Here is a 15266-nt window from a genome sequence, read left to right on the forward strand (position 1 = left end):
GGGGAAAGCGCCCGGGGCCGAGAAGCACTCGGGGCGAGAAGCGCATGTTCGGGGGGGGGTTAAGCAGCCCGAACACTCCCAAACCTTCATTTTGGCGAGAAGAACATTGGTTTGAGAGGGGGGTAACGCAACGCTCTGACGGCAGCTAGCCCTCGAAGCCCTCGTCGTCGAGCAGGGCGCCCCCGTCCGCGGCGGCGGTTGCCAGTTCGTCGCAGCGCTCGTTCTCGGGATGCCCCGCGTGGCCCCTCACCCAGACCCACGTCACGTCGTGCGGCTCGGCGGCCGCGATCAGCCGCTGCCAGAGGTCGACGTTCTTCACGGGCTGCTTGCTCGCGGTCTTCCACCCGCGCCGCTGCCAGCCGGCAATCCACCCCTCCGTGAACGCCTTCACCACGTACTGGGAGTCGGTCGTCATGGTTACCGCACACGGCCGGCGCAGCGCCTCGAGCGCGGCGATGGCGCCCATGAGCTCCATGCGGTTGTTCGTCGTGCGCCGGTATCCCGCCGAGAGCTCGCGCTCGTAGGTGCGTCTGTCCGGCCCTACGTAGCGCAGCACCGCCCCGTAGCCGCCGGGGCCCGGGTTGCCGCGTGACGACCCGTCTGACCAGGCGCTCACGCGCATGCGCGCCGCGCCGTCCGCGACCTTCTCGCCAGCGGACCCGGAAAACTCGCTCCAGCTTGCCACTACTTGGCCTCCGCCCAGTTGGCGCCGTAGGAGACCTCGGCCAGGAGCGGCACGCGCAGCGTGACCACGCCCTCCATCGTCTCACGCACGAGCGCGCTCACGGCCTCGACCTCAGCCTCGGGCACCTCGAGGTCAAGCTCGTCGTGGATCTGCAGCACGAGCTTGGCCGCTAGGCCCTCCTCGTGCAGGCGCTCCGCCACGCGGACCATGGCAAGCTTGATGATGTCGGCAGCGGTTCCCTGCATGGGGTGGTTCATCGCCGTGCGCTCGCCAAAGGCCACGAGCTGGCGGTTCTTCTGGGCGAACTCCTTGATGTGGCGCTTACGGCCAAAGAGCGTGACCGCGTAGCCGCACTCGTGGGCGCGCCGCACCGCGTCGTCGAGAAACGCGCGCACGCCGGGGTACGCCTCAAAGTAGCGGTCGATCATCTCCTGTGCCTCGGCGCGGCCGATCTTGAGCGAGCTCGCCAGGCCAAAGGCCTGCTGCCCGTAGACGATGCCAAAGTTCACGGCCTTGGCGCGGCTGCGCAGCTGCGGCGTGACCTCCTCGACGGGAACGCCAAAGACGCGCGCGGCGGTTGCGGCATGGAAGTCCGCGCCCTCGCAGAAGGCTGCGATGAGGTGCTCGTCTCCGGAGAGGTGCGCGAGCAGGCGCAGCTCGATCTGAGAGTAGTCGCAGGCGAGAAACACGCTGCCCTCGGGCACGGTGAACGCCTGGCGCACGCGATGCCCCAGCTCGGAGCGCGTGGGGATGTTCTGCAGGTTGGGGTCTGAGCTCGAGAGGCGCCCCGTCGCGGTCACGGTCTGGTTGAGCGTGGTGTGGATGCGGCCGTCTCCCGCCACGAGCGCGGGCAGGGCGTCGAGATAGGTGCTCTTGATCTTGGAGCGCTCGCGGTACTCCAGGACCTGCGCCACGATCTCGTGGTGCGCCGCAAGATCGCCGAGGACCTTGGCGTTGGTGGAGTAGAAGCCGCGCTTGGTGCGCTTGAGGCCGTAGGTGGGAAGGCCCAGCACGTCAAAGAGCACGTGGGAGAGCTGCTGGGGGGAGTCGAGGTTGAAGTCCTCGCCAGCGGCGGCGTGGATCTTCTCGACCATGGCGTCTATCTCGGCGCCAAGCTCGGCAGACTGGGCGGCAAGGACGCTCGTGTCAACGCCGAGGCCAAGGCGCTCCATCTCGGCGAGCACCGGCAGAAGCGGCATCTCCATGTCGCTGAAGAGCCCGGCCGAGCCGTCCTTCTCCAGGCGCTCGCGCAGCACGTCCATGAGGCGCAGCGAGCAGACGGCGTCAAGCGCGGCAACGGGGAGCTCGTCGGTGGGGGCGGGGAGGGTCTCGGTGAGGTAGGCCTCGCCGAGCTCCGGCAGGGCAAAGCTCGCGCGCTCGGAGTCGAGCAGGTAGGCAGCCACGGCCACGTCAAAGATGCGTTCCGGGTCAACCTCGCGCGCCTCCACGGCTGCGGGCACGGAGGAGTCCGCCGGGCACACCACGTGGAACAGGGCCTTGACGTCGCCCGCCACCACGCGGCCCTCGCGGAAGAGCCGTGCGAGCGCCGCGTCCGCAGCGTCCCCCTCGAGTCTCAAGATCTTCTCGCCGGCGGCGCACCAGAGGGTGTGGGAGAGGCCAAAGAGCGCGCCCTCCGTGCGGTCGTCGTCCACGGCGCAGCCGACCCAGGCGCCGGCCCCGACGGCTGCGTCCAGCGCAGCGGCGGCCTCGTCTCCCGTGAGGGGGGCGGGCAGCTCGACGGTTGCCGCGGGGACGGCAACCTCCTGCGGCATCGCGGCGCGCGCGGCGGCGACGGCGTCCTCGCCGGCCAGGCGCACGAGGCGGCTCGTCATACCCGTGAAGCCGAGCGCGGAAAAGGCGCGCGTGACCTCAACGGGGTCGAAGGTGGGGAAGCGCGCGTCGGAGAGGTCAAGCTCGATGGGGGCGTCCGTGCGGATGGTGGCCACCTTGCGCGAGACCAGCGCGTCGTCGATGTGGGCGCGCAGGTTCTCGCCCATCTTGCCCTTGATCTCGTCGGCATGGGCGATGACCTCGTCGAGACTGCCGTACTGCACGATGAGCGCCGCGGCCTTCTTGGGGCCGATGCCCGGGACGCCCGGGATGTTGTCGGAGGTGTCCCCCTTGAGGCCGTAGAAGTCCGGTACGAGCTCCGGCGTGATGCCGTGATAGAGGTCCTCAACCGTGGTGGGGTCCATGATCACCACGTCCGTCACGCCCTTCTTGGTGGAGACGATCTTCACGTGGTCGGTGGTGAGCTGGTACATGTCGCGGTCACCGGTGAAGAGGTACATGTCAAAGCCGGCGGCCTCCCCGCGGCGGGCAAGGGTGCCGAGGATGTCGTCGCCCTCCCAGCCCTCGAGCTCCGCCACGGGCACGTCGAGCGCGTGCAGAAGCTCCTTCACCATGGGGAACTGCTCGCGAAGTGCGGGGTCCATCGGCGGGCGCTGCGCCTTGTACTGCGGGAGCATCTCCATGCGCACGCGCGGCTTGCCCTTGTCAAACGCGCAGATCACGCCGTCGGGGTGGAAGGTGTCCACCATCTTGATGAACATGTTGAAGAAGCCAAAGAGCGCGCCCGTGGAGCGGCCGTCCGGAGCGTTCATGGGCTGACGGATGGCATGGAACGCGCGGTGCATGAGCGAGTTTCCGTCGATGACGGCGATGGTGCGGGTGGCGTCTGACATGTCGGTCCTCTCGTCTGTGTGCTCGCCCCATTGTAGGCGAGAAGGACCGTGGAAACGCGTGGGCATGTGGACGTGACGTCCGGGCCTGTGCCTCGGTTCCGATTAACGCGCAAAATCGTACATGTACGTAATACTGATCTGCGGATATAGAAAGTTGTGTCAGATTCTGCGCGTTAATGTGCGGGAAGGGTGAGGCGCCGAGAAGGGCGAGGCGCCGAGAAAGGCGGGGCGGCCCCGAGGACCGCCCCGCGGCTGGTCGGTGTTTGCGAGGCGCTACCCCTCCGCGGAAACGCCGTACCAGGAGACTCCCTCCGGCTGCCAGCCGATGGCCTCGAGCGCGTCGCGCTCGGCGGCGCTGGCGGTGTAGTGGTGGGTGGCCGTCAGCTCGTACGGGTTGAACAGGCGGTAAAGTGCCACGGCTCCCTCGTCGCCCTTGTCGGCCGAGTGCCATGCCAGCCCCTCGTCGACCCAGCCGAGCGCCACCAGCGCATCGACCTCGTCGACGCTCATGGTGTAGTGGTGGTCGTCGGCGTAGGGGTTGAAGAGCCGGTAGACCTCGGCGCCCTCGGTCGGTGCGGTCCAGGCCCTGCCCTCGTCGGTCCAGCCGACGGTGATGAGCACGGCGCGCTCTCGGTCGTTGGCGGTGTAGAAGTGCTCGCCGCTCCAACGGTTGTAGAGGCGCCACATGGTCTCGCTCGTCGTCGGCTCCGGCTCGACCTCTCTCTCAAGACCGGCGATCGCCGCTTCGAGCGCCCTGGCCATTTCGTCAACGCGGGCCTGCTCAGTGACGTTGAGGCCACGCTCGATGGAACCAACGGCCTCCCAGAGGGCCTGCGCGCTCTTGTCGGTGTAGCCCGTGATGGACTCGGGGACCTTCGCGAGGGCGGCGTCCACGGCGGAGTAGTCCGCGGGTGCGTACGCAAGGTCGGCGATGGCGGCCTCGACGGCCGTGGCCATCGCGTCGACCTCGGCCTGGCGGGTCTTTCCGTAGCCGGGGACCACGGCCCTCACCGCGGCGTCGAGCTTGGCGAGGGTGTCCTCGGTGTAGAGCGCGCGGTCGATCGCGCGGGCCTTTGCGACGGCCGCGTCCACGGCGTCGTAGCTGGCGAGGGGCTCAAGGTTGGAGGTGGCCGAGACGATGCTGTCCACCATGGCGTTGACCTCGGCCTGTCGGTCGGCCGTCAGCGTGCGGTCAACGGAGCCGATGGCCTCCTCGAGCGCGGCGGCGCTCTCGGCGGTGTAGCCGGAGAGGTCCTCGGGCACGGCCGCAAGCGCGTCGTCAACGGCGGAGTAGTCGGCCGCGATAAGGTGCGTCTGCGTCGAGAAGACCGGATGTCCGTCGATGCCCATCACCCACGTGATGCCCTCAGAAGCGTTCTTGTTCAGCTCCTCCACGATCGTCGGGTCGGAGAAGTTCGTCACGGCGGTGCCGCACTGAGTCTGGTCGAAGTCTGGATCAGCTGAGGCTGTTCCCTCGGACCAGTCAACGATGAGACTCGCAACGGCGAGAGCGTCCCCTTCGGGCCATATGCAATCTTTGACGGTGGCGTCTTCGTCTACCGCTGCTACATAGGTAATGTTTTCCCCTCCGGGGCTTGAAAACTCCGTGGTGAAGACCGCGCAAGACTCGATGGTGACTCCGGGCGCCCCATCAAAGTCAAAATTGCCCCCTAAGATTCCGCCGCATGCCGACCCGTCTGCGGCCACGGTGACTGAGCCATCGAAATAGCAGCTGCTAATGAGCGAATCCTCCGCGGCGTTTTCCCACTGGCCGACAAGTCCTCCTGTCGTTGGATCATCGGGCCCCAGCGCGGAGACATCAACGGAGCAGGAGCAGCCAATGACTCTCGACCCGCCGGTGCACTGGCCAATGAGGCCACCAACCAGGTAGCCTCCTGGTGTCGTCAGCTTGCCGTCGGCCCAGCAGTTTTTGACTGTTGATGATGAGGCCCAACTAATCAGAGATCCAATCTCAAGCCTGGTACTTCCCTCCGCCTCAGCGACGTTTACGTCTTTGAGGCCCACGTTGCAGATTGTTGCCTCGTGAACCGTTCCAAACAGACCATAGCGATATTCGGTCGAGTTAACGTTGCTGAGGTTGTGGATCACATGCCCCTGTCCGTCAAACGTGCCGCTGAACGAGCGAGCTGAGCTGTTGTTTCCGTTCTGCGAGATGGCGACCCAAAGATGGCCGCTCATGTCAACGTCGCAATCAAGCAGGACCGTCTTCCCGGTGAATGTGACTGGGTTCTCCCGGTTGGTGAGCTCGGCCAATCCTGCCAGGTCTTCGGCGGTTTCGAGCGTAAAGGTGTCCGCCTCGGGGTCTTCCGTGTACCAGCTCGTGTCGGCGGTGCCGTCCCAGGTATCAACGGCATCTTCTGCAAGCGCCATTCCAGGCGCGAGGAGCGCGAGCGCGGCAAGGGATGCCGCAAGAAGTGGTGCTAAAGCACGCCTTAAAAAACTAACGGGGGGGGGTAGTTCAAAGTAAGGTGTGACACGGTAAACCTCCCTTATCGATGTGCCTGCGGGTAGGAAAAGTGTACCGGGGACCTCCACGTCGGCTCGTTCTTCTCGGTGAAAGCGCGTCGTGAGGTGTCTCGGCGGCACTGTGCCCAGACATGGGTGCCGAGAGAACCGCGCCTCTGTACCAGTTTCCGGAAAGGGCACCGAGAAAAACGTTCCTCTGTACCGGCGCCGTCCGAGGGGCGCCGAGAAATGTCGCCCTCTGTACCGAGGTCGGGGCGACATGCCGAGAAACTCCGCCCCCTGTGCCGCGCGGCGCCGAGAAAACCTGGGGCCTGTGCCGGCGGGGGACGCGAGGCGGCCTCGCCCGTGACGCCGCCGGCACAGAGGCGCGGTTTTCTCGGCACGCCTCCCGGGAACTGGTACAGAGCCCCGCCTTTCTCGGCGTGCCCTCCGGAAACTGGTACAAGCGCCCGGTTTCCTCGGCACTCAACCGGAGCAACGTCCCCGCAAGTCGATCGTGGGTTTCGCCCCCGTTTCCGTCGCGCGTCACACAGATGGCAGACGAGAAACGCGCACGTGGCGAGTACGTAGCAAGTTCGTCTCGCTTTTTCCTGTGCCGCGCGCCGCGCCGTAGACTCCCCATGAAGTCGAACGAGGGGAGTCCCATGAGTCAAGGTCTCTATCGCGAGAGATACGAGCACGATGCCTGCGGCATCGGCGCGATTGCCCACCTGCACGGAAGGCGCAGCCACCAGACGCTCGACGATGCGCTCTCGGTACTCGTCAACCTCGAGCACCGCGGCGGCAAGGGCCTCGAGAAGAACACCGGCGACGGCGCGGGCGTCCTCTTCCAGGTGCCGCACCGCTTCTTCCGCAAGGAGGCGCAGAAGGAGGGCCAGCTCCTGCCCGACGAGGGCGACTACGGGGTGGCCATGCTGTTCCTCCCGCACGATGACCCCGTCGGCGTGGCCGCCGCGCGTCAGGTCTTTGAGCTCGGGTGCGCCGAGTGCGGCCTTCCGCTCATGTTCTGGCGCGAGGTCCCGGTTGACCCGCATGACCTCGGCTCCACGGCGCGCGCCTGCATGCCCACCATCTACCAGGCGTTCCTCCGTCGCCCGGAGGACGTTCCCCGTGGCATGGACTTCGAGCGCCGCCTCTACGTCTGCCGACGCACCATCGAGCGCGCCGCTGACTCCGAGCCCTCGCTTGCGGGCAAGATCTTCTACGTCTGCAGCATGTCCAGCCGCACGATCGTCTACAAGGGCATGCTCGTGGCCACGCAGATGCGCCGCTTCTACCTTGACCTGAACGACGCCGCGGTGGAGACGGCGCTCGCCCTCGTGCACTCGCGCTACTCGACCAACACCACCCCGAGTTGGGAGCGCGCCCACCCCAACCGCTACCTCATCCACAACGGCGAGATCAACACTCTGCGCGGCAACGTGAGCTGGATTCGCGCCCGCGAGCCGCGCCTCTACTCGCCCGTGCTCGGTGCGGACCTCGAGCGCGTGATGCCGATCATCAACCGCGAGGGCTCGGACTCCGCGATCCTGGACAACGTGCTCGAGTTCCTGGTCATGAACGGCCGGCCGCTCGACCGCGCGGTCACGCTCATGATGCCGGAGCCCTGGGACAGAAACCCCGCGCTTAGCGAGAAGCGCCGCGCCTATGACGAGTACCAGTCCATGCTCATGGAGCCCTGGGACGGACCCGCTGCGATCGTCTTCACCGACGGTCGCACGCTGGGCGCCGCACTCGACCGCAACGGCCTGCGCCCGGCGCGCTACTACGTGACGCGCGACGACCGGCTGATCCTTGCCTCTGAGGTGGGGACCATCGACGTTGACCCCGCCAACATCCTGCGCACGGGCTGCCTCGGCCCCGGCGAGATGCTGGAGGTCGACCCCATGCAGGGGCGCGTCATCGGCAACGACGAGATCCGCGACCGCCTTGCCGGCGAGAAGCCCTATCGCGACTGGATTGATGAGGAGACCGTGGGGCTGGCGGACCTGCCCGCACCCGGTCCCGTCGAGGTCCGGCGCTCAGACAGCTTCGCCGCACAGGGCACGGCTGCAGAACTCGCGGCGGACCTCGACGGGGCCGGGCGCTGCGATAACGATGCTCCGCCCCTCGCCACGCGACTCGCCGCCTACGGCTGGCACTACGACGACGTGGACGAGGTCGTGCGCCCCATGGCCGAGAAGGGCTCCGTGCCGCTCGCCTCGATGGGCGTGGACGCCCCGCTCGCGTGCCTCTCCTCGCGCGACCGCTCGTTCTTCGACTACTTCCACCAGCTCTTCGCGCAGGTCACCAACCCGCCGATCGACGCGCTGCGCGAGAGCATCGTCACGAGCACGACGCTCTACCTCGGCAACCACGGCAACCTGCTCGAGGACTGCCGTGACAGCTGCCGTCTCGTTCGTCTCCCCAGCCCAATCCTTTCGGAGGAGGACTTCAGCCGCATCTGTGCGATTGACCACGCGGGCTTCAGGGTCGCTCGCGCACGCGCAACCTATCCGGCGGCGGGAGGCCCCCATGCCCTTGACCGCGCCCTCTCCGAGTTGGCGGAGCAGGTCGAGCAGAGCGTGCGCCAGGGGGCCAACATAGTCGTCATCTCGGACCGCTTCTCCGCCGGCGAGGTTCCCATACCGTCGCTGCTCGCCCTTGGCTGTGTGCACAACCATCTCATTCGCTGTGGGCTGCGCACCCTCGTTGACCTCGTGGTTGAGACGGGAGACGCGCTCTCGGCGCACGACTGCGCCTGCCTCGTGTCCTTCTCGGCGTCTGGCATCTACCCCTACTTGGCGCATGACTGCATCCGCGACCTGTGCGAGCGCGGCGAGCTTGGGCTTGCGCCCGAGGGGGCCTGCGCCAACTACGACCGCGCCGTCACGGCGGGAATCGTCTCCATCATGTCCAAGATGGGCATCTCCACGATGCAGGGCTATCACTCCGCTCAGATCTTTGAGATCGTGGGCCTTTCCGACGGGCTCGTGGAGCGTTGCTTCACCTTCACGGCAACGCGCGTGGGCGGCCTTAACGTGGACGACCTCCAGCGCCTGCTCGACGAGCGCCACGGGGCCGCTCTCGCGCTCGAGCAGGCCCCCGCGCCCGACCAGCTCCCCACGCTCGGCCTCACCAAGTGGCGCCCGGGCGCCGAGGAGCACCTCATTGACCCCAAGGCGATCTACCTGCTGCAGCGTGCCTGTCGCGAGGGCAGCTACGACCTCTTCAAGGAGTACTCGGCGTGGGTGCACCGCGAGGGGCGTGCCGTCACCCTGCGCGACCTCATGGGCTTCCTGCCGGCTGCCGACCCCGTGCCGCTCGATGAGGTGGAGCCCGCAGAGAGCATCGTGCGACGCTTCAACACCGGGGCCATGAGCTACGGCTCGATCAGCCGCGAGCAGCACGAGTGCCTCGCCGTGGCCATGAACCGCCTGCACGGCCGCTCCAACAGCGGTGAGGGCGGCGAGGACCCCGTGCGCGAGACTCCGCTCGCAAACGGCGACTCCACCCGCTCGGCAATCAAGCAGGTGGCGTCCGGGCGCTTTGGCGTGACGAGCCGCTACCTTGTCTCGGCCACGGAGATTCAGATCAAGATGGCCCAGGGCGCCAAGCCCGGAGAGGGCGGGCACCTGCCCGGCCGCAAGGTCTACCCGTGGATTGCCGAGGTGCGCCAGTCCACGCCCGGCGTGAGCCTCATCTCGCCGCCGCCCCACCACGACATCTACTCCATCGAGGACCTCGCTGAGCTCATCTTTGACCTGAAGAACGCCAACCCCGCGGCCCGCGTCTCCGTCAAGCTCTGCTCGCTTGCGGGAGTGGGCACCATTGCCACGGGCGTGGCAAAGGGCGGTGCCGACAAGATCCTCATCTCCGGGCACAACGGCGGCACGGGCGCCGCCCCGCGCGACTCGATCTACCACGCGGGCATACCCTTTGAGATCGGCCTCGCGGAGGCGCAGCAGACGCTCGTGCGCAACGGCCTGCGCTCCCGCGTGGTGCTCGAGACCGACGGCAAGCTCATGAGCGGGCGCGACGTGGCCATGGCGGCGCTTCTTGGCGCGGAGGAGTTTGGCTTTGCCACGATGCCGCTCATTGCCTGCGGCTGCCTCATGCAGCGCGACTGCCAGCGAGACACCTGCCCTGCCGGCGTGGCCACGCAGGACGAGCGCCTGCGCTGCCGCTTTGCGGGCAGGCCCGAGCACGTTGTCAACTTCATGACGTTTGTGGCCGAGGAGCTGCGAGAGATTATGGCGTCGCTCGGCTTTCGCACGGTGGACGAGATGGTGGGGCGCGTGGACTGCCTGCGTCAGGTGCCCGTTGCGGGCACGGCCAACTGGCGCGCCAACCGCCTTGACCTCTCCGACCTTCTCGCCCAGCCCGTCTGCGAGTTTGGCCAGGAGATCCCCGGTGCGGACTGTCCGCACTTCCTGCCCGAGATGGCCGCGGACCTTGAGCTCTCGAGGACGCTCGACGCCACGCTTCTTGTGCCCTACACCGCCGCGGCCCGTGAGCACCTCGAGCCCATCCGCTTCCATGCGGACGTTGACAACGTCAATCGCTGCGTGGGGACGCTTCTGGGCAGCAGGGTCAGCGCGGCGCACCCCAAGGGACTGCCCGAGGGGGCAGTCACGGTGGACTGCGAGGGCTCGGCGGGGCAGAGCTTTGGCGCCTTTCTGCCCGCGGGCATCACGCTCAACGTTGCGGGCGATGCCAACGACTACTTTGGCAAGGGCCTCTCGGGCGGCGTCCTCTCCGTGCGGCCCGCGGACGGCGCCACGTACAAGTTTGACGAGAACGTCATCGTGGGAAACGTTGCCCTCTATGGCGCCACAGGCGGCCGCGCCTTTGTGAACGGCCTTGCGGGCCAGCGCTTCTGCGTGCGCAACTCGGGCGCCTCAGTGGTCGTGGAGGGCGTGGGCGCGCACGGGTGCGAGTACATGACGGGCGGCACGGTCGTCGTGCTCGGCGAGGTGGGACCCAACTTTGCGGCCGGCATGTCCGGTGGCGTCGCCTACGTCTACGACCAGTTTGGAACGCTCACGCGGCGCTGCAACCAAGAGCTCGTGAACCTGGAGCAGCCAAGCGAGAAGGACCTCGCGCTCGTGCGCTCTCTCATGGAGGAGCACGTGCGCCGCACGGCGAGCCCGCGCGGCATCAAGCTGCTCTACCAGTTCGGCGAGGCGAGCCGCCGCTTTGTGAAGGTGATACCGCGAGACTACGAGCGGGTCCTTGGGTTGGTTGCAGAGGCCGAGGCGGCCGGTGCGTCCCGCGAGGCCGCGCTCGAGCGCGCGTTTGATGTCATGAGGGAGGGCTAGCATGGGCAGGCCGGGAGCGTTTCTGACGGTGGGACGCCGCGCCCACGAGCTGCGCTCGGTTGACGAGCGGGTGCGGGACTACGAGGAGCTCTACGTGGAGCCGGACGAGGGGGAGCGCCGCGCGCAGGCGAGCCGCTGCATGATGTGCGGCGTGGCGTTTTGCCAGGCGGGTATCTCGTTTGGCGGCGCGCGGCCGAGCGGCTGCCCGCTCCACAACCTGATCCCGGAGTGGAACGACCTCGTCTACCGGGGCCTCTGGCGCGAGGCGGCGGACCGCCTGGCGATGACGTCGCCTTTGCCGGAGTTCACGAGCCGCGTGTGCCCCGCGCTCTGCGAGGCGTCCTGCAACCTGGGCTGCGGCGACGAGCCCGAGACGATCCACGACAACGAGCGCGCCATCTCGGACTGGGAGTGGGCCCATGGCGGCCCGCGGGCCTTCCCGCCCGCGGCGCCCGACGCGCGACACGTTGCGGTGGTGGGGTCTGGTCCCGCCGGCCTGGCCTGCGCCTGGGAGCTCGCGCGCCGCGGGCTCCGCGTGAGGGTGGTGGAGCGCGCGGACCGCGCGGGAGGCCTGCTCACCTATGGCATCCCCAACATGAAGCTGCCCAAGGACGTCGTGGCCCGCCGCGTGGCCCTCATGGAGAAGCTGGGCATCGAGTTTTGCCTGAGCACGAATGCTGCCGAGAAGGACGTGGCGGCAGATCTTGTTGGCTCCTCGGATGCGGTGGTCATCGCCTGTGGCGCGCGCCGGCCGCGCGGCCTTGCCGTCCCCGGCTTTGAGGAGGGGCTCGCCGCGGGTGGCGTGGCCTGGGCCGTCGACTATCTCAGCGAGTCAACGCGGGCGCTGCTTGACGCCTGCGAGCCCAAGACGAGCGCTCGGGGGCTCGATGTGGTGGTGATCGGTGGCGGGGACACGGGCAACGACTGCCTGGGCACCGCGGTGCGTCAGGGCGCTCGGAGCCTGGCTCAGCTCGAGTTCCTGCCGCGCCCTGCCGAGCCCGGGCCCGGCGTCACGCGCTGGCCCGAGTGGCCTGCCACGCTCAAGACCGACTACGGCCAGCAGGAGGCCATCGAGCTCATGGGCGGGGAGGTCCGCTCGTGGGGCGTGGACACCCTTGAGGTCCTTCTCGGCAGGGACGGGAGGGTGCGCGGCCTGCGCGTTGCCGACCTCGACTGGTCAGGCGGCCGGCCCGAGCGCGTGGCCGGCTCCGAGCGGGAGATTCACGCGCAGCTCGTGCTCGTGGCCTGCGGCTTTGTGGGCCCGGAGCGCGACGTGCTCGACGCGCTGGGCGTGGAGGTGGGGGAGCGGGGCCTGCCCACGTGCGAGCCCGACACGCACCGCGGAAGGACGGCGGGGGAGACGCCCGTGTTCCTTGCCGGCGACGCGCGCACCGGCTCCACGCTCGTGGTGAGCGCCATCGCTGACGCGATGGCCTGTGCCGGCGAGGTGGCGGCGGCGCTGGGGGCCTAGGATGGGCGAGAAGAGCCTCCCGGAGGTCATCTGGCTCGAGGACGGACGGGAGGTGCCCTTTGAGCCGGCCGAGCCGCCGCGCAGGTGGCTCGAGGAGTCGTTGGAGTGGGCCTCGGGGGACGCGCACGAGGGGGAGCCACCCGAGGATGGTCCCGCCGAGCTCGTATGGCTGTGAGTGCGCGCCCCCATGCCCTTCTCGCCATGAAATGGCCCTGAAGTTGCAACCAAACCTCATCGCGTGCTTCACGCGAACGCAACGGCTGTGAAACAATGTCTCCGTACAGTATTCGACCGTAAGCCACAACGCCAAGGAGAAAGGGCGCACATGGGCAAGGATAGGGTCTCACAGGAGTACGGCAGCCTGCTCTTCACGGACGCCGTGATGCAGGAGCGGCTCCCCAAGCCTACGTACAAGGAGCTCCGCCAGGTCATAGACGACGGCAAGCCGCTCGACCTCGACATCGCCAACGAGGTCGCGCACGCGATGAAGGAGTGGGCGCTCGAGAAGGGCGCCACGCACTTTGCGCACTGGTTCCAGCCGCTCACCGGCATCACCTCAGAGAAGCACGACAGCTTCCTGACCCCCATCAACGACGGCACGATCCTCATGTCCTTCTCGGGCAAGGAGCTCGTCCAGGGCGAGCCCGACGCGTCCTCGTTCCCGAGCGGCGGCCTGCGCGCCACCTTCGAGGCGCGCGGCTACACCGCCTGGGACCCCACGAGCCCTGCCTTCATCAAGGACGAGGTGCTCTGCATCCCCACGGCCTTCGTCTCCTACACCGGTGAGGCGCTCGACAAAAAGACGCCGCTTCTGCGCTCGCAGGTGGCCCTCGAGACGCAGGCCAAGCGCGTGCTGGCCCTCTTTGGCCGCAAGCCCAAGCGCGTCTTCACCACGATCGGCCCCGAGCAGGAGTACTTCCTCGTGCGAGAGGAGGACTACGAGAGGCGCCCCGACCTCATCTACTGCGGGCGTACGCTCTTTGGCTGCGAGCCGGTCAAGGGCCAGGAGCTCGAGGAGCATTACTTCGGTGCCATCCGTCCCACCGTCAACGACTTCATGAAGGAGGTCGACGACGAGCTCTGGAAGCTTGGCGTCCCCGTGAAGACCAAGCACAACGAGGTCGCCCCGTCCCAGCACGAGCTCGCGCCGATCTTTGAGCAGGGGTCGCTCGCCATCGACGACAACCTCCTCACCATGGAGAAGCTCAAGCTCATGGCCACGCGCCACGGCCTTGCCTGCCTCGAGCACGAGAAGCCCTTCGAGTACGTCAACGGCTCCGGCAAGCACAACAACTGGTCGATCTGCGCCGACGGCAAGAACCTGCTGGAGCCGGGTGCCGTGCCCTCCGAGAACCTGCAGTTCCTGGTGTTTCTCGCCGCGCTCGTTGCCGCCGTGGACGAGCACGCCGACCTGCTGCGCGCCAGCGTTGCCTCTGCCGGTAACGACCACCGTCTCGGCGCCAACGAGGCACCTCCGGCGATCATCTCGGTCTTTCTGGGCGATCAGCTCCACACCATCGTGGAGGCCCTGATCAACAAGGAGGAGCCGGAGGTCCACGAGGCCGAGCGCATGGACCTGGGCGTTCCTGCCCTGCCCGACCTGCTGCGCGACTCCACCGACCGCAACCGCACCTCGCCCTTTGCCTTCACGGGCAACAAGTTTGAGTTCCGCATGTGCGGCAGCCAGCAGAACCTCTCCGACCCCAACGTGGTCCTCAACACTGCGGTGGCTGAGCAGTGCGACCGCTTTGCGACCAAGCTCGAGGGCAAGACCGGAGACGAGTTCACCAACCTCGCGCTGCGGTGGGTGCGCCACACCCTGCGCGACCACCAGCGCGTGCTCTTTGAGGGCAACGGCTACTCCGAGGAGTGGGAGGTCGAGGCCGAGCGTCGTGGCCTGCCCAACCTCAAGACCACACCCGACGCCCTTCCGTGCATGGTCAAGCCCGAGAACGTGGCGTTCTACGAGAGGTACCACGTGCTCGACGCCGCCGAGATCCACGCACGCTACGTCTCCAAGGCCGAGCAGTACGCAAAGCTGCTCAACATCGAGGCCAACACCATGGTCTACATGGCCCGCCACCTCTACCTGCCGGCGCTCTCCGAGTACTCGGGGGACCTCGCCTCGACGGTGGCGACCAAGGCCGAGATCGGCATCGAGGCACCGGTGGAGAAGGGCCTGGTGCGTGTGCTCACCGACGGTATCGCCGCCGTGCACGACTCCGCCGACGAGCTCGAGCGCCTGAATGCCGCCACGCAGCTCCTCGACGACCCGCAGGAGCAGTGCGACGCTTACCGCGACACGGTGCTGCCGGCCATGGACGTCCTGCGCACCGCGGTCGACGGCATGGAGAAGGTCTGCGGGGCCGACTACTGGCCGGTTCCCAGCTACAACGAGATGCTCTTCTGGGTGTAGTGACGCGGCTCCCGCATTGGGTTGGCCAGGTGGCCCCGGACGGCTTTGGTTTCCAGGCCGTCCGGGGCCGCCCGTTCTTCTCGCCATGGTGAAATGGGTGGGTTTTGGGCAAAAAGTTTGATGCCCGGGGCAGCTCAGAGCGGCTCAATATCAAAGATGTTGCCCACAACCATCCAAAACGGTGTCATTTTGACCGGTGAGCGGCGAGAAGGACCGTCTTCTC

The 15266-nt window shown here is 67.5% G+C and carries 7 protein-coding genes; 4 read left to right on the forward strand and 3 right to left on the reverse strand.

The window, feature by feature from the left end; genetic code table 11:
* Nucleotides 1-145: 145 nt before the first annotated feature.
* From rnhA to QUW25_RS09510, 3 genes are all read right to left on the reverse strand, one after another.
* Entirely contained in the window at nt 146-622 is a 477-nt protein-coding gene (rnhA, locus tag QUW25_RS09500) for a ribonuclease HI (RefSeq protein WP_289511980.1), read from the reverse strand.
* Nucleotides 623-684: 62 nt separating this feature from the next.
* On the reverse strand, nt 685-3369 hold the full coding sequence (gene polA / locus QUW25_RS09505) for a DNA polymerase I (RefSeq protein ID WP_289511974.1): 2685 nt from the start codon (nt 3367-3369) through the stop codon (nt 685-687).
* 273 nt (nt 3370-3642) lie between these two features.
* A complete protein-coding gene (locus tag QUW25_RS09510; protein ID WP_289511975.1) occupies nt 3643-5760 on the reverse strand; it encodes a hypothetical protein in 2118 nt (705 codons plus the stop codon).
* 740 nt (nt 5761-6500) lie between these two features.
* Here QUW25_RS09510 and gltB point away from each other — a divergent pair.
* The 4 genes from gltB to QUW25_RS09530 all read left to right on the forward strand — a co-directional run bounded on the left by gltB (nt 6501) and on the right by QUW25_RS09530 (nt 15043).
* The gene (gltB, locus tag QUW25_RS09515) at nt 6501-11156 is read left to right on the forward strand and encodes a glutamate synthase large subunit (protein ID WP_289511976.1); all 4656 of its coding nucleotides are present in this window, start codon (nt 6501-6503) and stop codon (nt 11154-11156) included.
* Nucleotide 11157: 1 nt separating this feature from the next.
* Nucleotides 11158-12627 (forward strand): glutamate synthase subunit beta, encoded by a 1470-nt coding sequence (locus QUW25_RS09520; protein WP_289511977.1) that lies wholly within the window; start codon nt 11158-11160, stop codon nt 12625-12627.
* Between the two features lies 1 nt (nt 12628).
* Nucleotides 12629-12802 carry a hypothetical protein gene (locus QUW25_RS09525; protein WP_289511978.1) on the forward strand — a complete coding sequence of 58 codons (174 nt, stop codon included), beginning with the start codon at nt 12629-12631 and terminating at the stop codon, nt 12800-12802.
* Nucleotides 12803-12952: 150 nt separating this feature from the next.
* Nucleotides 12953-15043: a glutamine synthetase III family protein gene (locus QUW25_RS09530; RefSeq protein WP_289511979.1), complete on the forward strand. Its 2091-nt coding sequence runs from the start codon at nt 12953-12955 to the stop codon at nt 15041-15043.
* Nucleotides 15044-15266: the final 223 nt, after the last annotated feature.

The sequence above is a fragment of the Thermophilibacter provencensis genome (genome assembly GCF_030372065.1).
In the GTDB taxonomy this organism is placed as follows: domain Bacteria; phylum Actinomycetota; class Coriobacteriia; order Coriobacteriales; family Atopobiaceae; genus Thermophilibacter; species Thermophilibacter provencensis_A.